This window comes from Pseudonocardia humida, assembly GCF_023898865.1.
Lineage (GTDB): Bacteria > Actinomycetota > Actinomycetes > Mycobacteriales > Pseudonocardiaceae > Pseudonocardia > Pseudonocardia humida.
In genome coordinates this window covers 1-16,713 of record NZ_JAGSOV010000078.1, presented here as the reverse complement: position 1 = coordinate 16,713, position 16,713 = coordinate 1, and the positions used below count along the sequence as shown (strand labels likewise).

17 protein-coding genes are annotated in these 16,713 nt (G+C 75.2%); 7 read left to right on the top strand and 10 right to left on the bottom strand.

All coding sequences use genetic code 11. From position 1 onward, the window contains the following. Positions 1 to 24 precede the first annotated feature (24 nt). Both KDL28_RS34550 and KDL28_RS34545 read right to left on the bottom strand, forming a co-directional pair. Positions 25 to 1,569 carry a multicopper oxidase family protein gene (locus KDL28_RS34550; RefSeq protein ID WP_252445567.1) on the bottom strand — a complete coding sequence of 515 codons (1,545 nt, stop codon included), beginning with the start codon at positions 1,567 to 1,569 and terminating at the stop codon, positions 25 to 27. Between the two features lie 8 nt (positions 1,570 to 1,577). Then, the gene (locus KDL28_RS34545; protein ID WP_252445471.1) at positions 1,578 to 1,997 is read right to left on the bottom strand and encodes a hypothetical protein; all 420 of its coding nucleotides are present in this window, start codon (positions 1,995 to 1,997) and stop codon (positions 1,578 to 1,580) included. Between the two features lie 100 nt (positions 1,998 to 2,097). Between KDL28_RS34545 and KDL28_RS34540 the strand changes: the two genes are divergently transcribed. Together KDL28_RS34540 and KDL28_RS34535 are read left to right on the top strand one after the other, a co-directional pair. Continuing rightward, positions 2,098 to 2,439, top strand: coding sequence for a PadR family transcriptional regulator (locus KDL28_RS34540; RefSeq protein ID WP_252445469.1), 342 nt, complete (start codon positions 2,098 to 2,100; stop codon positions 2,437 to 2,439). Continuing rightward, complete coding sequence (locus KDL28_RS34535; RefSeq protein ID WP_252445467.1) at positions 2,436 to 3,128, top strand: permease prefix domain 1-containing protein; 693 nt, start codon at positions 2,436 to 2,438, stop codon at positions 3,126 to 3,128. Before KDL28_RS34540 ends, KDL28_RS34535 begins: the two co-directional genes overlap by 4 nt. Positions 3,129 to 3,844: 716 nt before the next feature. Here the strand turns inward: KDL28_RS34535 and KDL28_RS34530 are convergent. From KDL28_RS34530 to KDL28_RS34505, 6 genes are all read right to left on the bottom strand, one after another. Continuing rightward, entirely contained in the window at positions 3,845 to 4,789 is a 945-nt protein-coding gene (locus tag KDL28_RS34530; protein WP_252445465.1) for an ABC transporter substrate-binding protein, read from the bottom strand. Between the two features lie 50 nt (positions 4,790 to 4,839). Further along, positions 4,840 to 5,562, bottom strand: coding sequence for an ABC transporter permease (locus tag KDL28_RS34525; protein ID WP_252445463.1), 723 nt, complete (start codon positions 5,560 to 5,562; stop codon positions 4,840 to 4,842). Beyond that, positions 5,559 to 6,206, bottom strand: coding sequence for an ABC transporter permease (locus KDL28_RS34520; protein WP_252445461.1), 648 nt, complete (start codon positions 6,204 to 6,206; stop codon positions 5,559 to 5,561). Before KDL28_RS34520 ends, KDL28_RS34525 begins: the two co-directional genes overlap by 4 nt. Further along, positions 6,203 to 7,300 (bottom strand): ABC transporter ATP-binding protein, encoded by a 1,098-nt coding sequence (locus tag KDL28_RS34515; RefSeq protein WP_252445459.1) that lies wholly within the window; start codon positions 7,298 to 7,300, stop codon positions 6,203 to 6,205. The genes KDL28_RS34520 and KDL28_RS34515 overlap by 4 nt, the downstream gene beginning before the upstream one ends. Before the next feature lie 98 nt (positions 7,301 to 7,398). Further along, positions 7,399 to 10,164 carry a putative bifunctional diguanylate cyclase/phosphodiesterase gene (locus KDL28_RS34510; RefSeq protein ID WP_252445457.1) on the bottom strand — a complete coding sequence of 922 codons (2,766 nt, stop codon included), beginning with the start codon at positions 10,162 to 10,164 and terminating at the stop codon, positions 7,399 to 7,401. A gap of 148 nt (positions 10,165 to 10,312) precedes the next feature. Further along, entirely contained in the window at positions 10,313 to 11,500 is a 1,188-nt protein-coding gene (locus KDL28_RS34505; RefSeq protein ID WP_252445455.1) for an NAD(P)-dependent malic enzyme, read from the bottom strand. 290 nt (positions 11,501 to 11,790) lie between these two features. Here KDL28_RS34505 and KDL28_RS34500 point away from each other — a divergent pair, with 290 nt between their 5' ends. The 3 genes from KDL28_RS34500 to KDL28_RS34490 all read left to right on the top strand — a co-directional run bounded on the left by KDL28_RS34500 (position 11,791) and on the right by KDL28_RS34490 (position 14,337). Next, complete coding sequence (locus tag KDL28_RS34500; protein ID WP_252445453.1) at positions 11,791 to 12,177, top strand: hypothetical protein; 387 nt, start codon at positions 11,791 to 11,793, stop codon at positions 12,175 to 12,177. 91 nt (positions 12,178 to 12,268) lie between these two features. Then, positions 12,269 to 12,958 carry a response regulator transcription factor gene (locus tag KDL28_RS34495; RefSeq protein WP_308216105.1) on the top strand — a complete coding sequence of 230 codons (690 nt, stop codon included), beginning with the start codon at positions 12,269 to 12,271 and terminating at the stop codon, positions 12,956 to 12,958. After that, entirely contained in the window at positions 12,955 to 14,337 is a 1,383-nt protein-coding gene (locus tag KDL28_RS34490) for a HAMP domain-containing sensor histidine kinase (RefSeq protein WP_252445449.1), read from the top strand. Before KDL28_RS34495 ends, KDL28_RS34490 begins: the two co-directional genes overlap by 4 nt. Here the strand turns inward: KDL28_RS34490 and KDL28_RS34485 are convergent. Next, positions 14,318 to 14,629 carry a S26 family signal peptidase gene (locus KDL28_RS34485; protein ID WP_308216104.1) on the bottom strand — a complete coding sequence of 104 codons (312 nt, stop codon included), beginning with the start codon at positions 14,627 to 14,629 and terminating at the stop codon, positions 14,318 to 14,320. The two genes, KDL28_RS34490 and KDL28_RS34485, sit on opposite strands and share 20 nt — an antisense overlap. Positions 14,630 to 14,729: 100 nt before the next feature. On the opposite strand from KDL28_RS34485, the gene sodN reads away from it, so the two are divergent. Then, positions 14,730 to 15,146 carry a superoxide dismutase, Ni gene (gene sodN / locus KDL28_RS34480; protein ID WP_252445447.1) on the top strand — a complete coding sequence of 139 codons (417 nt, stop codon included), beginning with the start codon at positions 14,730 to 14,732 and terminating at the stop codon, positions 15,144 to 15,146. Positions 15,147 to 15,392: 246 nt separating this feature from the next. On the opposite strand, the gene KDL28_RS34475 is transcribed toward sodN, so the two are convergent. Further along, the gene (locus KDL28_RS34475) at positions 15,393 to 16,010 is read right to left on the bottom strand and encodes a class I SAM-dependent methyltransferase (protein WP_256503319.1); all 618 of its coding nucleotides are present in this window, start codon (positions 16,008 to 16,010) and stop codon (positions 15,393 to 15,395) included. Positions 16,011 to 16,076: 66 nt separating this feature from the next. Between KDL28_RS34475 and KDL28_RS34470 the strand changes: the two genes are divergently transcribed. Continuing rightward, positions 16,077 to 16,661, top strand: coding sequence for a helix-turn-helix domain-containing protein (locus KDL28_RS34470; RefSeq protein WP_252445446.1), 585 nt, complete (start codon positions 16,077 to 16,079; stop codon positions 16,659 to 16,661). The last annotated feature ends 52 nt before the right edge of the window (positions 16,662 to 16,713 follow it).

Below are 16,713 nucleotides of genomic sequence, written 5' to 3'. Positions count from 1 at the left end.
CTCGTGGCGGCCGGGGCGAGCCGGTCACACCGTGCGGATCGTCGCCATCATCGCCATGTCCTCGTGCTCGAGGTTGTGGCAGTGCATGACGTAGCGGCCGGTGTGGTCGGTGAACCGGACCGCCACCTCCACCACCTCGTACGGCGGCAGGTCGACGGTGTCCTTCCAGCCGGAGTCGGTGTCGACCGGCCCGCCCGGCCCGCGGCGCAGCACCTGGAACTGGTCGAGGTGGACGTGCACGGGGTGGTGGACGTCGGTGTGGAAGCGCCAGCGCTCGACCTGCCCGAGCGGGATGTCGGCCAGTGACCGGTCGGGGTCGAAGGACTCCCCGTTGATCGTCCAGCCCGAGTGCCCGCTGACGGCGCCGCGGCGGAACTCGAACGTGCGCACGGTCGCACCCGCGGCGGGCACCAGCGGCTCGATCTCGGAGAGCACGTCGGGCACCCGGCTGTCGTCGCGGGCGGGGCGGACCACCCGGAACCGCATGACCTGCGACGTGCTCCCGGTGCCGAGGGCGTTCACCACGGTCACGTCGGTGCCCACCGGCACCAGCGAGAAGTCGACGACGATGTCGAACCGCTCGCCGGGCGCGACCAGCAGCGACCGGTGCTCCACCGGGGCGGCCAGCAGGCCGCCGTCCGAACCGATCTGCTGCATCGGCAGGTTCTCGCCGTTGGGCAGCGTGAGCACCAGCTGGAAGCGGCGGGCGTTGGCCGCGTTGAGCAGCCGCAGCCGGTAGCGCGCGGCGTCGACCTCGTGCACCGGCCACGGCGCCCCGTTGACCAGCACCACGTCACCGAGGACGCCCTCCATCCACTCCGGGTCGACGCCGGGCAGGCTGCGCATCGACTGGTCGACGCCGGGGTAGGCGAAGGCGCCGTCGGCGGTGAACGACCGGTCGCAGATCATCAGCGGCAGCTCGCGGTCGCCGCGGGGCAGGGGCAGCGCGTCCTCGACGTCGTCGCGCACGATGTGGAAGCCGGCCAGCCCGCGGTAGACGGCGGGCGCGGTGAAGTCCATCCGGTGGTCGTGGTACCAGAGCGTGGCCGCGCGCTGCTCGTTCGGGTAGCGGTAGTCGCGCTCGCCGACGACGGAGTCGCCGATCATGCCGTGGTGCCCGCTGCCGTCGTGCGCGCCGTCGACGGGCAGCACCAGGTCGAGCGGCCAGCCGTCGTGCTCGGCCGGGGTGTGCCCGCCGTGCAGGTGCACGACGGTCGGCACGGACAGCTCGTTGCGGTGGGTGACGACGACCGGGCGGCCCCGCCGCGACTCGATGGTCGGCCCGGGGAAGATCCCGTCGTAGCCCAGCACCGGGGTGCGCAGCCCGGGCAGGATCTCCTGCTCGGCGACCCGCTGGGTGATCCGGTAGAGCTCGGCGCCGCCGGGGTCGGTGCCGACGGGCCGGGCGACCGGCGGCACGGGCAGCGGCACCCGGAACGGCTCGGGCAGGGGGACGGCGCTGACCACGGCCTCCCCGGTCTGGCCGGGCTGGGTGCCGAGCCCGCAGCCGGCCAGCGCGACCCCGGCGGCCGCTCCGCCGAGCAGCCCCAGGAAGCCGCGCCGCGACATCCGCGGGCTCACCGGGCACCCCGCGCCCGCGCCGCTGACGGCGTCCACGCCCAGACCGCGAGCAGCGCCGCCAGCACCGCGAGTGCGACCCCGAGCGGCACGTGCAGCGTCAGCTCGTGGGCGTAGCCCGCGCCGATCTGCACGCCTTCGACCAGGAACAGCGCCACCAGCGCCGGCAGGATCCACAGCCGTCCGCGCCCGCCCAGGACGTAGCCGACGGCGACGGCGGTGGTGATGAGGGTGACCAGCACCAGCGCGCTGCCGATGACGCCGTGCAGGGCGATCGCGTCGACGTCACCGGTCAGGAACAGCCCGGCCAGGACCGGCTGGACCAGCACCGCGAGCAGGTGCGCGGTCAGCGCGAAGCGCAGCAACCACAGCGAGACGACGGGCCGGCGCGCCCGCACCGGCCGGGTGAGAGTGTCCACGCTCCGGAACGCTATAGGTAGACTCTCTACATGTGCATCAGGGATGTCCCTGATGGCGAGCCTGATGACACCATCAACATCGTGAGTAGACTCCCTACTCGTGCGACCTGACGCCGTGCGCGGCCACCTGGACGGGCTGATCCTGTCCGTGCTGGAGGACGGCCCCCGGCACGGCTACGCGATCATCGAGGCGCTGCAGGCCCGCAGCGGCGGCGCGCTCGACCTGCCCACCGGCACCGTCTACCCGGCGCTGCGCAGGCTGGAGCGGGCCGGGCGGCTGTCCGGCTCGTGGAGCACCGTCGGCGGCCGGGAGCGCCGCACCTACACCCTCACCCGGGCCGGGCGGCACGCGCTGGCCGCGCAGCGGGCCGACTGGAGCGAGTTCAGCTCGGTCGTCGAGGCCGTGCTGCGCCCGCCGCGACCGGCAGGCGAGCCGTCGTGACCGCGTCCCTGCGCGATCCGCTCGACGCCCACCTCGCCGAGCTCGACCGGAGCCTGCGCGGGCCCGCCCGGGCCCGCCGCGACATCGTCCGCGAGGCCCGCGACGGGCTCGACGACGCCGCCGACGCCTACCGCCGCGGCGGCGTCGACCCGCACACCGCCGCCCGCCTGGCCGTGCGCGACTTCGGCCCGGTCGCCGAGATCGCCCCGCTCTACCAGGACGAGCTGGCCGCCGGGCAGGGCAGGCGCACCGCGCTGCTGCTCGCGATCGCCCTGCCCGCGCTGATGGTGGGCTGGGACTTCGTCTGGCAGAGCGGCCTGGCCCCCGGCCCCCCGGCCCCGGCCGCGGTGAAGGTGCTGGCCAGGGTGCAGGACGTGGCCGCCACCACGATCGCCGCGGTCTCCGGGCTCCTGGTCGCGCTGACCTTCCGGCGCACCCGGTCGCCCCGGCGGGTGGCGGCCGCCGCGATGGTGACGTCGATGGTCGCCGTCGTGGTCTGCGGCGGATCGGCCATCGCGATGAACCTGGTCAACGCCAGCGAAGCCTGGCTGCGGTTCACGACCCAACCGGTCGGCCTGAGCGCCTACGTCGTCAGCCTGGGGGTCATGGTCCTGCTGAACGTCTCCGCGTTGCGAACCCTGCGCACCCTCCGCGCCGCCCGGAAGGACGACCGCCACCGCGTGGAATGAGTGGATGTGACGGACGCTCCGCGCAGCCGCGTGTGCTCGCCGACCCCGTGAGCGAGCGGCGCGCCCGCACGACGAGGTTGGGCGAGCGCGCCACTCGCCCGGGCAGGCCGGGGCCGCGCCCCGCTCGGATGACCACGCACACCAGCCACCACCGCGCACACCGACTCTCCACCGCGCACACGTCACGACATGTGCGCGGCGACCACACGGTGCGCGCGGTGCCCAGGGACCCCCGCCGGACCCCGCCATCTCCCCGATCCCTCGCCGGTCCCCGGAGAAGTGCCCCCTGCTCGAGCCGAGGTCCTCGCCGGAGGCGCCGCCGGAGGCGCACTTCCCCTCTCTTCGACGAGCTCTTCTCCCGGAGCGGACGAGCGCGGACGCCCTCAGTAGGCAGGAACGTTGCCGGGCGGCGCGCCCAGCCTCGGGCGAGCGGGCTGATCCAGATCGGGGTGGAAGAGCGCCTCCGGCGGCGCCTCCGCGGTGAGCGCCCTCGGATCGAGCAGGGGCCTCGGGAGGGGAGTGGAGCTGCGCGCCGCCTCGCCTGGGCCCGCCTCGCGGCGCTTGCGCGCCGCATCAGCCGAGCGAGAGTCGCATTCGCCCGACGAGGTTGGGCGAGAGGCGCGCTCGCACCCCGCCCTGCGCTGAGCAGGGACGAGCGGAACGCCGAGAGCCCCGGCCCGGCGGGAAGCCGGGGCGGGGGCTCCGCGGGGCTGGGGTCAGGACAGGCCGTTCTGGTCCAGCCAGTTCTTGGCCACGGTCTCCGGGCTGGGCTTGGCGTCGCTGGACGCCTCGGCGTTCAGGGCGATGAGCCCGTCGGTGGTGAGCTTGGCCGAGATGGCGTTGAGGGTCTCGGTGACCTCGGGGGTCGCCTTCTCCTTGTTGATCAGCGGCAGCACGTTCTGCGCGGCGAAGTTGTTCTCCGGGTCCTCGAGCACGACGAAGTCGTTGGTCTTGATGGAGGCGTCGGTGGTGAACAGGTTGGCCGCCTGGATGTCGCCGTTGGCCAGCGCGCCGACCGTCAGCGGGCCGCCGGCGTCGAGCGACTGGTAGCTGGCGAAGGTGCAGCCGTAGCTCTCGGCGATGCCGGGGATGCCGTCGGGGCGGGTCTGGAACTCCGGCGCGCCGCCGAAGACGAGCTGCCCGCAGTTGGGCGCGAGGTCGGCGATGGACGTGGCGTTGAGGCGGGTGGCGGTCTCCCGGGTGACGACGACGGCGTCCTTGTCCTCGGCCTCGGACTTCTCGAGCACGGTCAGCGCGGGGGGCAGCGCGGCCTGCAGCGCGGTGTAGACGGCCTCGGCCTCGACCTCGGTGGCGCCCTTGTCGAAGTACTGCAGCAGCACGCCGCTGTACTCCGGGATCAGGTCGATGGAGCCGTCCTGCAGGCCGGGCATGTAGGTCTCGCGGCTGCCGATGGACAGCCGCTTCTCGATGGTGACGCCCTTGGCCTCGAGGGCCTGGGCGTAGATCTCGGCGAGGATCTGGCTCTCGGTGAAGTTGGCCGAGCCCACGACGATGGTCTGCGCGGCGTCGCCGCCGGACTGCTGGCCGGAGCCGCCGTTGGCCAGCGGGTCGCCGCCGCCGCCGCAGGCGACGAGCGCGAGCGCCGAGGCGGCGGCCACTGCGGCCACCGCCGCACGTCGGGAGAGGACGGATCGGTGCATCGGGGGTCCTTCTGGTTGAGACGATGCCGCGGCGCTGCGGCGGGTCGGGTTCAGGCCGCTTCCGCGGTGAGGGTCTTGTCGGGCACCGCGCGCAGCCGGCGCTTGCCGCCGCGCTGGGCCGCCGCGGCCTGCAGACCGGGCGAGACGAGCAGCTTCTGCAGACCGGCGAGCAGCAGGTCGGAGACGATGGCGAGGCCCGCGACCAGCAGCGAGCCGCCGATCATCTGGCCGAAGTCGCGCACGGCCAGACCGTCGATGATGAACCGGCCCAGGCCGCCGAGCGCGACGAACGCGGCGATGGTGGCGGTGGACAGGACCTGCAGCAGCGAGCTGCGGATGCCGCCGATGATCAGCGGCAGCGCGTTGGGCAGCTCGACCTGGAACAGCACGTCGCGACCGCGCATGCCCATGCCCTTGGCCGCGTCGACCACTGCGCCGTCGACGTTGCGCACGCCGGCGTACGTGCCGGCCAGGATCGGCGGCACCGCCAGCACGACGAGCGCGATGAGCGGGCCGAGCAGGCCGATGCCGATCGCGCCGACCAGCAGCACCAGCAGGCCGAGGGTGGGCAGCGCGCGCAGCCCGTTGGCCAGCCCGACGACCAGGAATCCGCCGCGGCCGGTGTGGCCGATCCAGGCGCCCAAGGGGACCGCGATGATGATCGCGATGAGCAGGGTGAGCGCGGTGTAGCCGAGGTGCTCGACGAGCCGCTGCGGCGCGCCCTGCGGGCCCGTCCAGTTCGCCGGGTCGAACAGCCACCCGAAGATGGTCATCGCGCTCCCGCCCTCGCCTTGGTCCACGGGGTGAGCGCCCGCCCGAGCAGCAGCAGCAGGCCGTCGACCACCAGCGCGATGACCAGCACCAGCACGATCCCGGCGATGATCTCCTGGGGGATGTCGCGCTGGAAGCCGTCGGTGAACATCTTGCCCAGCCCGCCGAACCCGATCACCGAGCCGACGGTGACCAGGCTGATCGACGACACCGCCGCCACCCGCACGCCGGCCAGCACCACCGGGATCGACAGCGGCAGCTCGACGGCCAGGAACCGGCGCACCGGGCGGTAGCCCATCGCGGTGGCCGAGTCGATCACCGTGCCGGGCACGGCGGACAGCGCGTCGGCGACGGTGCGGACCAGCAGCGCCAGCGTGTAGACGGTGAGCGCGATGATGACGTTGATCGAGTCGAGGATGCCGGTGCCCAGCACGGCGGGCAGGATCACGAACAGCGCCAGCGACGGCACCGTGTACAGCAGGCCGGCCAGGTTGATCACGATCGTGCGGCCGGTGCGGGTGCGGTTGGCCAGCCAGCCCAGCGGGATGGCGAGCAGCAGCCCGATGACGACCGGCGGCAGGGCGAAGACCAGGTGCTCCAGCGTCAGGTCGCCGATGAGCTCCAGGTTGCCCAGGACCCAGGTCACGCCGCGGCCTCCGCGCTGCGCACCCTGGCCAGCGCGGTCAGCACGTCGTCGGCGCTGATGGAACCGGCGAACGCGCCGTCGGCGTCGATCGCCACGCCCTTGCCCGACGGCGAGGACAGCGCGGCGTCGAGCGCGCTGCGCAGCGAGCCCGACGACACGTCGTAGAGCGAGCCGCCGGGCACGAGGTGCTCGGCGGTCACCCGCGGGCCGTCGCCGGAGCCCTGCAGCCAGCCCTGCGGCTGGCGGTCGGCGTCGAGGACGAGCGTCCAGGCCGCGTCGTCGCCGGTGGGGGCCGGGTCGCCGACGGTGACCGTGGGCAGCTCGCCCAGCGGCAGCTCGGCCGAGGACAGGAAGCCGAGACCGCGGTAGCCGCGGTCTCGCCCGACGAACCCGTCGACGAAGTCGTCGGCCGGGCGGGCCAGCAGGTGGCCCGGGTCGTCGTACTGGGCCAGGATGCCGCCGGTGCGGAACACGGCGACCTTGTCGCCCAGCTTGACCGCCTCGTCGATGTCGTGGGTGACGAAGACGATGGTCTTGCCCAGCTCGGACTGCAGCCGCAGCAGCTCCTCCTGCAGGCTCTCGCGGACCACCGGGTCGACCGCGCTGAACGGCTCGTCCATCAGCAGCACGGGCGGGTCGGCGGCGAGCGCCCTGGCCACCCCGACGCGCTGCTGCTGGCCGCCGGAGAGCTGGGCCGGGTAGCGCTTGGCCATCTCCGGGACCAGCCCGACGATCTCCATCAGCTCGGCGGAGCGCTTGCGGGCCTTGGCCTTGTCCCAGCCCAACAGCATCGGGACGGTGGCGATGTTGTCCAGGATGGTGCGGTGCGGGAACAGCCCGGCCTGCTGGATGACGTAGCCGATGCCGCGGCGCAGGTCGGCGGCGTCGACGGACATGATGTCGCGCCCGTCGACGGAGATGACCCCGTCGCTGGGGTCGATCATGCGGTTGATCATGCGCAGGGACGTCGTCTTGCCACATCCCGATGGTCCGACGAACACCGTGATCTTTCCGGCGTCGACGGTCAGGTCGAGGGCGTCGACAGCGACGGTGCCGTCGGGGAAGCGCTTGGTCACGCCCCGGAACTCGATCATCCGAGGGACCTCCGTGTTCACCGACGACCCCTTGCCGGCCGCCGCATGTGGAGCAACGCTATCCCGCTGCACCGACAACGGCGACCGGCCGTGACCTGTTAGAGACCCGCAGCGGGGGCCACCAGTTCGACGGCGTCGAGCTTCGCGCGCAGCTCGTGCGGGGTGAGCGGCTTGGCGAAGAAGTAGCCCTGGAACGCGTCGACGCCCAGCCTGCGCAGCACCAGGAACTGCTCGCCCGTCTCCACCCCCTCGGCCACGGTGGTGCGGTTCATCGCCGCGGCCATGTCCACCACCGCCCTGGCCACCGCGAAGTCGGCGCGGTCCTCGCCGACGCCGGTCACGAACGCGCGGTCGATCTTGATGGTCTGCGCGGGCAGCTCCTTGAGCCGGGCCAGCGAGGAGTAGCCGGTGCCGAAGTCGTCGACCGCGAACCGCACTCCCCGTTTGACCAGGGTGTCCATCGCGGCCAGCGCGTGCGGCGGCAGCGCCACCAGGCTGGTCTCGACGAGCTCGAGCACCAGCCGGTCCCAGGGCAGGCCGGCGTCGGTGACGAACCCGGTCACCACGTCGAGGAAGTCGGTGTCGCCGGGCAGCAGGCCGGCCAGGTTGACCGCGACGGCCGGGCGGATGCCGCGCGCCACCGGCCAGGTCGCCGCCTCCTCGGCCGCCGTGCGCAGCACCCACATGTCGAGGTCGCGCAGCAGGCCGCTGCGCTGGGCCACCGGCAGGAACTCGGCGGGCGAGATCATGCCGCGCTCCGGGTGCGGCCAGCGGACCAGCGCCTCCGCCGAGAGCACGGTGCCGTCCGGGCCGACCACCGGCTGGTAGAGCAGGGTCAGCCCGCCGGTGGCGATGGTCGAGCGCAGCTCGGCCTCCAGCTCCAGGGCCATCGTCGCGGAGCTGACCACCCCGTCGGTGGCCATGCCGATCCCGCCGCGGCGCTGGCGGCGCTTGACGTCCTGCATCGCCACCTCGGCGAAGCGCAGCAGGTCGGCCGCGCGCACCTCCCCCGCGGGCACCGGCTGGGCCACACCGACCGACGCCGTCATCTGCACCGGGCGGCCGTGCACGGTGATCGTCGGGCGGAGCAGGTCGGCGACGGTGCGGGCCAGGATGTCGGGCCCGCCGACCTCGGAGTGGTCGGCGCAGATGACCACGAACTCGTCGCCGGACAGCCGGGCCGCCGTGCAGCTGACGGGCAGCTCGCGCTGCAGCCTGCCGGCCAGCGTGACCAGGAGGTCGTCGCCGGCCTCGTGGCCCAGCGAGGAGTTGACCCGGGAGAAGTCGTCCAGGTCGCCGCAGACGACGGCGACGCGGTCGCGGCCCGGGCCGGCCAGCAACCGGTCGACCAGCTCGATCGTGGCGGCCCGGTTGGGCAGCCGGGTGAGCTCGTCGACGGTGCCCGCGCTGCGCAGCAGCTCCCTGACCCGCCTGCGCTCGGTGACGTCGGTGAACACGACCAGCCACAGCGGGCTGCCGTCGTCGGCGGGGGTGGCGGTGACCGCCAGCTCGCACCACACGGTGGTGCCGTCGATGCGCAGCAGCGGCACCTCGGGGGCCCGGTACAGCCGGTCGGGGGCCATCGACGCCCGCCGCAGCCAGCCGGGCAGCCCGTCGGCGCTCTCGGCGGGGTCGGGGTCCTGGCCGGTGAAGCCGTCGGCGGTCAGCGAGGCCGCGGTGCGCCCGCGCAGCATCTCCAGCCGGACGTCGAGCAGGTCGCACAGCCCGGCGTTGGCGTCGATGACCCGGCCGGTGCGGTCGATCAGGCCGACGCCGCCGGGCACGGCGGCCATCAGGTCGGCGAAGCGGCGGGAGGCCTGGTCGGCGAACCGCCTGCCGGGGGCCGGGGGGCGGTGGGAGCGGCTCTGCGGCGGGCGCGGGGAGCGCGGGGTCGCCGCGACCAGCCGGACCGTGCCGACGAGCCGCACCGGGGTGCCGTCCTCGCCGTACTCGACGTGGGTGGCGTAGTCGAGCGCGCGGTTGCCGGCGACGGCCAGCTCCATGCGGTGCTCGGCGGGCCGGGCCTGGGTGCGCAGCGCCTGGCTGAGCGCGGCCACCTGCTGCGCCTCGACCGCGGTCGGGCCCTGGCCGGTGGGCACGCCGGCGGCCCGGTAGAGCTCCTCGAGGTCGGCGTCGCGGCACAGGGCGGCCGCGGCCGGGTCGAACGTCCAGGTACCCACCGGCGTCCCGCACGCGTGGCCGGGCACCGCCCGGTGCGGCAGCACCAGGCACAGCTCGCCGCCGGCGATGATCCGGCGGACCAGCCGCACCGGGACCAGCGAGCCGTCGGTGCGGACCAGCCGGGCGTCCGTGTCGGGCCCGCTGACCAGGTCGGGCAGCGGCGCCCGGTCGAGCCCGTCGGGCGCGGCCCGCCACCCCATGCCGGGCAGGTCCTCGCCGGGGACCGCGGGCAGCCGCGAGGCCAGTCCGAGCAGGGCCGCGTTGACCCGGGCGATGCGCCCTTCGCGGTCGCACAGCAGGGCGGGCTCGTCCGGCACGTCGGGTAGCACGAGCACCGCGGGCTGCTCGTCGGGTTCCTCGTCGTGGACCGGGACCGGTAGCCGGACCAGCTCGCCCGGCTCGCTGTCGGCCTGGACCGGCCGGGGCACGGGCACCGGACCCGTCGGCGGGCGATCGGCCGCGGCGACGGGCCCGTCCGGGCGCAACGGCACCGGACCGCCGACCGTCAGCCCGTGGACGGTGTTCCGGTCGGGCAACCGGGCAACCGCCGGGTGGGACGTGGCGCCGACGAAGTCGAGGCCGGCCGCCCCGGTGAGCGGGACGGCCGGCGGCACGACGACGGCCCGGTCGAGCGGGTATCCGAAGTCGCCCACGTGCACCTCCCGGCCGTGTCCGTCGCTCACCGGGGTCAACGATGCCGCATGCGTGACGATCCGCGGGATTCGCCCCCGTCAGCCCGGACTAGTCCACTCGAGTGATAGCTGTGGGCCGAACGAGTCCGCGAAGTAGGGCAGGTAGGCGAATCGGCGCAGGTCAGCCGCTAGAACATGATCACCCAGCGTCGTCTCCCGGCTCCGAGACCGCCGCGACGGCCGCCGACACGGCGGGCGCGACACGCGGGTCGAACGGGCTGGGCACGATCCGATCGGCCGCGAGGTCGTCGCGGGCGACGTCGAGGATGGCCTCCGCGGCCGCCAGCTTCATCTCCTCGGTGATCCGCCGCGCCCCGGCGTCCAGCGCGCCCCGGAACACCCCGGGGAAGGCCAGCACGTTGTTGATCTGGTTGGGGAAGTCGCTGCGGCCGGTCGCCACGATCGCCGCGTGCCGGGCTGCGACGTCCGGGTGGACCTCCGGGTCGGGGTTGGACAGCGCGAAGACCATCCCGTCCGGGGCCATGGTGGCCAGCAGCTCCTCGGGCAGCCGGGCCCCGGAGAGCCCGACGAACACGTCGGCCCCGGGCAGCGCGTCGGCCAGCGAACCGGTGACGCCGCGGGGGTTGGTGCGGTGGGCCAGCGCCGCCTTCTCCCCGGTGACGCCGTCGCGGCCGGGCACGAGGACGCCGCGCGAGTCGAGGACGACGACGTCGGAGACGCCCGCCGCGAGCAGGATGCGCGCGCAGGCCACCCCGGCCGCGCCCGCCCCGGACACGACGACCCGCAGCTCGCCCGGCTCGCGGCCCTGCACCTCGCAGGCCCCGCGCAGCGCGGCCAACAGCACGATCGCCGTGCCGTGCTGGTCGTCGTGCATGACGGGGCAGTCGAGCGCCTCGACCAGCCTGCGCTCCAGCTCGAAGCAGCGCGGCGCCGAGACGTCCTCCAGGTTGACCGCGCCGAAGCTGGGCCGCAGCCGGACCAGCGTCTCGACGATCTCGTCGACGTCGGTGGTGTCGAGCACGATCGGGATCGAGTCGAGCCCGCCGAACGCCTTGAACAGCGCCGACTTGCCCTCCATCACCGGCAGCGCCGCGCGCGGGCCGATGTCGCCCAACCCGAGCACGGCGGTGCCGTCGCTGACCACGGCGACCAGCCGCCCGGCCCAGGTGTAGCGGTCGGCGAGGGCGGCGTCGGCGGCGATGGCCCGGCTGACGTCGGCGACGCCGGGGGTGTAGGCGATGGCCAGCTCGCGGGCGTCGGAGAGCGGAGCGGTGAGGCCGGTGGCCAGCTTGCCACCGCGGTGGGCGCCGAAGATCTCGTCGCGGGTGACCGGGGCGGTCGTGACGCGGTCGGGGACGACAGTCATGGTGAAGGGCTTCCTCGTGCGGTGCTCAGGTGGGTAGCGCCCCATGGCGCTGCTCGCCGTGCACCGGAGGCCGGGTTTCGCCCTGGTCCGCGGTGCCGGACGGCCTCTCGCGGGACGCATCGCGGGTTCGCGCGGCGCGCGCCGACGAGGTTCGGCTGTCGGGTGCGCACCCATGGTAACCGGCGATCGTCCTGATCCGATCCGAACGTTCACCGCACGCTCGCCCCATCCGCGCCCGGCACCGTCGTCGGTGCCCGGCGACCGGCCGGGCACCGAGGACGGGAGGACCCATGAGCAGGGCGTTCGGTGGGATCGCGGTGGCGGTGGCGACGGCGGGGATGCTGGTGGCCGGCGGGGGTGCGGCGGCGGCCGACGACCCCGAGCCGGGCCCGCCGCCGATCACCCTCACCGCCGAGCAGACCGCGCGGGTGTGCGACGAGGCCATCCCGAGGCTGCTGGAGCGGATCGCGGGGGCGCGGGAGCGGGCCGCGGCCGACGTCGGCACCCCGGGCTCGACGGCGTGGCTGGAGCAGCGGGTGCGGCAGGCCCGCGACGCCGGCCGCACCGCCCAGGCCGACCGGCTCCAGCAGCGGCTGGACCGGCGCCCGCAGCTGGCCGAGCGGCTGGCGGGCGCCGAGCGGCGGATCACCGCGTTCCGCGACGACCGGTGCGGGTGAGCCCTCCGCCGCGGCCCCGGCCCCGGCCGACGTCGGGGCCCCGGGGTGATCGGGCACGATCGTGCCCGCCGGCGCATCGAGCACGGAGGTCGTGGTGGCGGAGGACGGCCGGGGGCTGGTGCTGGTGGTGGAGGACGACCCGGCGATCGCCGACCTGGTCGGGCGCTACCTGCGCCGCGACGGGTTCGGCGTGCACGTCGAGCGGGACGGGCCCGGCGGGCTGGCCGCCGCCGGGCGGCTGGGCCCGGTCGCGGTCGTCCTCGACGTCGGGCTGCCCGGCCTGGACGGCGTCGAGGTCTGCCGGCGGTTGCGCGCGGCAGGCGACCACGTGCCGGTGCTGTTCGTGACGGCCCGCGACGACGAGGTCGACCGCGTGCTCGGTCTGGAGCTGGGCGCCGACGACTACGTGACCAAGCCGTTCAGCCCGCGCGAGCTGGTGGCCAGGGTGCGCGCCGTGCTGCGGCGCGGCGCGCCCCGCCCGGCCCCCGACGTCGAGCTGGCCGTGGGCCCCGTCGTGCTGCGCGCCGGGAGCCGCCGGGTGCTGGTCGACGGGCGGGAGGTGGCGCTCACCGCCACCGAGTTCGACCTGCTGGCCCACCTGCTCGCAGCACCCGACCGCGTCTTCACCCGCGAGCAGCTGCTCGGCGCGGTGTGGGGGTACGCGTCGAGCGCCGGCACCCGGACCGTGGACGTGCACGTCGCCCAGCTGCGCGCCAAGCTCGGGCCGGGCGCCCCGATCCGGACCGTGCGGGGGGTCGGCTACGCGGGCGGCGCGCCGTGAGCGGGGCGACCGGCGGGCTGCCGCGGGGCCAGGGGTCGCTGGCGTGGCGGATCACCGCGGGGTGCCTGCTGGTGGCGGTGCTCGCCGTGCTGGTGGCCGGGCTGGTGTCGGTCCGGTTGATCGCCGTCACCGCGCGCGAGGTCACCCAGGCGGCGCTCGCCCGGCAGGCCGACGTGCTGGCCGCGCAGACCGTCGACGGGCCCGGGGGCGCCGTCGGCGTCCGCGGGGCGGCCGCGGCACTGCGCGGGCAGGGTGTCGACGTCCTGGTGGTCGGCCCGGGCCGGCTCGACCCCACGCCCACCGGGTCCACGGCGGCCGCCCTCGCCACCACCGACGTCACCCGCGTCCTCGACGGCCTGCCGGTGTCGGCGACGGCCGAGGTGGGCGCGCGCACCCTGGTCGTCGAGGCGCGTCCCGCGGGCGACGGCGGGTTCGCGCTCGTGCAGCCGGTGGACCGGGCCGTCGGCGTCGGCCCGCAGCTGCGGCGGTCGGTGCTCTTCGCGCTGCTGGCCGGAGCCGCGACCGCGCTGGTCGTCGGGTTCGTCGTCGCCCACCTGCTGGCCCGCCCGCTGCGCGGCGCCGTGGCCGGCGCGACCGCCCTGCGCTCCGGGCGGCGCGACGTCCGGATCCCCGAGCGCGGGCCGACCGAGATCGCCGAGGTGGCCGGCGCGGTGAACGAGCTGGCCGACGCCCTGGCGCACAGCGAGGCCAGGCAGCGGGCGTTCCTGCTGTCGGTGTCGCACGAGCTGCGCACCCCCCTGACCGCGGTGCGCGGGTTCGCCGAGTCGCTGGCCGACGGCGTCGTCTCCGGCGACGAGGTGCCCGAGGTCGGTCGCGTGGTGCTGCGCGAGGCGGAGCGCCTCAACCGCCTCGTCGACGACCTGATGGAGCTGGCCCGCCTGCAGGCCGACGACTTCCGCCTCGACCCCGCCCCCGTCGACCTGGCCGGGTTGGCCCGCGAGGCGGCCGAGGTCTGGGCGGCGCGCTCGGCCGCGGCGGGCGTCGAGTTCCGGGTGGAGGCGGCCGGCCCGGCGGTCGTGCGCGCCGACCCGCGCCGGCTGCGCCAGGTCGTCGACGGGCTGGCCGAGAACGCCCTGCGGGTCCTCCCGCCCGGGGCGCCGCTGGTGCTGGCGGTCCGCCCGGTGCCCGGCGGCGGCGTCCTGGAGGTCCGCGACGGCGGCCCCGGCCTGTCCGACGACGACTACGCCGTGGCGTTCGCCCCCGGCGTGCTGCACGAGCGCTACCGGGAGCGCCGCGGCACCGGCGGCATCGGGCTGGCCCTCGTGCACGGCCTGGTGACCCGCATGGGCGGCCGCATCGACGCGACCCCCGCCCCCGAAGGCGGCGCCCGCTTCACCGTCACGCTCCCCGCCCCCTGATGGGACCCGCCCGGCGCAGCCGGCCGGGGCGGGGCCAGAGCCGGGTGCGGACGACGGCCAGGACCGTCGCGGGGCCGAGGGCGCGCGAGTCGGTGGACCCGAACGGGTTGTCGCCGCGCACCCACCAGCCGTCGGCGCCCGGGCGGACCGCCCGCTTCACCGACAGCTGCCCGGGCCGCGCCGCCCACCGCACCAGCACCACGTCACCGACCCGGACGGGCGCCCCGAACCGGGCCAGCACGACGTCGCCGTCGCTCAGCGTCGGCGACATCGACGGCCCCCGCACCGACACCCGCCGCCACCCCATGAGACCCCCTTCACCGGACCTGCCACCCCACCAGCGCACGAGTAGGGTCGGCCCTGCCAGAACGATCACCCAGGGAGGACACCCCATGCGGATGCTGACCCGCATTCTCCGCCCGCGGCTGGAGGCCACCGCGCACTGCGACCTCCCCTGCGGCGTCTACGACCCCGCCCAGGCCCGGATCGAGGCCGAGTCGGTCAAGGCGATCCAGGAGAAGTACCAGGGCAACCAGGACCCGGAGTTCCGCCAGCGGGCCATCGAGATCAAGGAGCAGCGGGCCGACCTGGTCAAGCACCACCTGTGGGTGCTGTGGACCGACTACTTCAAGCCCCCGCACTTCGAGAAGTACCCGCAGCTGCACGAGCTGTTCAACAAGGCCACCAAGAAGGCGGGCGGCGGCCCCGGTGGCGCCAAGTCGTCCACCGACCCGGCCACCGGCCAGGAGCTGCTGGACTACATCGCCCAGATCGACAAGATCTTCTGGGAGACCAAGCAGGCCGCCTGAGGGCTGCGACGGTCGTCGGGGCCTCGCCACGGTGGTGGCGGGGCCCCGACGTCTTCCCGCGCGCAGTCGCGGCGGCCGAACGGGGCCGCGCGCCTCGCAGGGTGATCCGCTCCCGTCGAGATCGACCTCATCGGGTCCCGCCGCGGCGCGAAGCCCCACCACGTCGATCTCGACGCGCAACCCCGACCCGAGCCGCCCCACGTCCCGACCCGACCAGCCCGGCGAGTCGGGTGGGCGGGCCGCGCCCTACGCGCGAGCCCGTCGCGCCGCCACCACGACGTCGACCACCATCGCCTTCTCCCCGGCCGGTCCCGTCGCCTCCCGCCGCGGCGTCCCCGCCCGCTCCACCTCCCACTCCCCCTCGGCCAGCCCCATCGCCGCCACCAGCTCCTCCGGCGTCGGGAACCGGGCGTCCTGGCTCCACGACCACGGGGCCGCGGAGCCGTGCTCCACCACCAGCAGCAGCCCGCCCGGCGCCACCGCCTCCGCCGCCGCCGGCAGCACCCGCTCGCGGGGCAGCTCCAGCGGCGACTGCAGGTACTGCGCCGACACCAGGTCGTACCGGCCGTCGGGGAACGTGGCGGCGAGGTCGTGCTGCTCGGTGCGCACCAGCGCGCACACCCGCGCCTCGGCGGCCCGCTCGGCCACCCGCGCCAGCGCGGTGGGGGCGACGTCGACGGCGGTCACCCGCCAGCCCCGCCGGGCCAGCCACAGGGCGTCGCCGCCCTCGCCGCACCCCAGGTCGAGGGCGGTGCCGGGGGCCAGCGGGCCGACGACGTCCGCCAGCACCGCGTTCGGAAGGCCGCTCCACACCCGTGTGGTCGCCCGGTACTGCCCGTCCCAGAACTCCTCCGCTGCACCCATGCCGCCACGGTGCCCGCCGGACGGTCATGTTGACAAATCGCGTTGCCGCTGTGGCAAAGTGGAGCGGTGGCTGAGGACGCGGAGTTCGCCGGCGCGCTGGAGGCCGTGGGGCCCCGGCTGCGGGCGCTGCGCCGCCAGCGCGGCGCCACGTTGACCGAGCTCTCGGAGTCCACCGGCATCTCGGTCAGCACGCTGTCGCGGCTGGAGTCCGGGCAGCGCAAGCCCACCCTCGAGCTGCTGCTGCCGCTCGCGCGGGCCCACCAGGTGTCGCTGGACGAGCTGGTCGACGCGCCGGAGACCGGGGATCCGCGGGTCCAGCTGCGCCCGGTCAAGCGGTTCGGCCAGACGATCATCCCGCTCACCCGGCGGGCCGGCGGGCTGCAGGCGTTCAAGCACGTCATGCCGCCCTCGGACGCGCAGCCCGACCCGCGCTCCCACGAGGGCTACGAGTGGCTCTACGTGCTGTCCGGGCGGCTGCGGCTCGTCCTGGGCGAGCACGACGTGATCCTCCGGCCGGGCGAGGTGGTGGAGTTCGACACGCACGTGCCGCACTGGTTCGCCAACCCCGGACCGGACCACGCCGAGCTGCTCAGCCTGTTCGGGCCGCAGGGCGAGCGGATGCACATCCGAGCCCAGCCCCGCCGGCCCTAGCCGAGCAGCTCCGGTGTCCCGGGAGCACCGCGCGCACCGTCTGGCCGCCGCG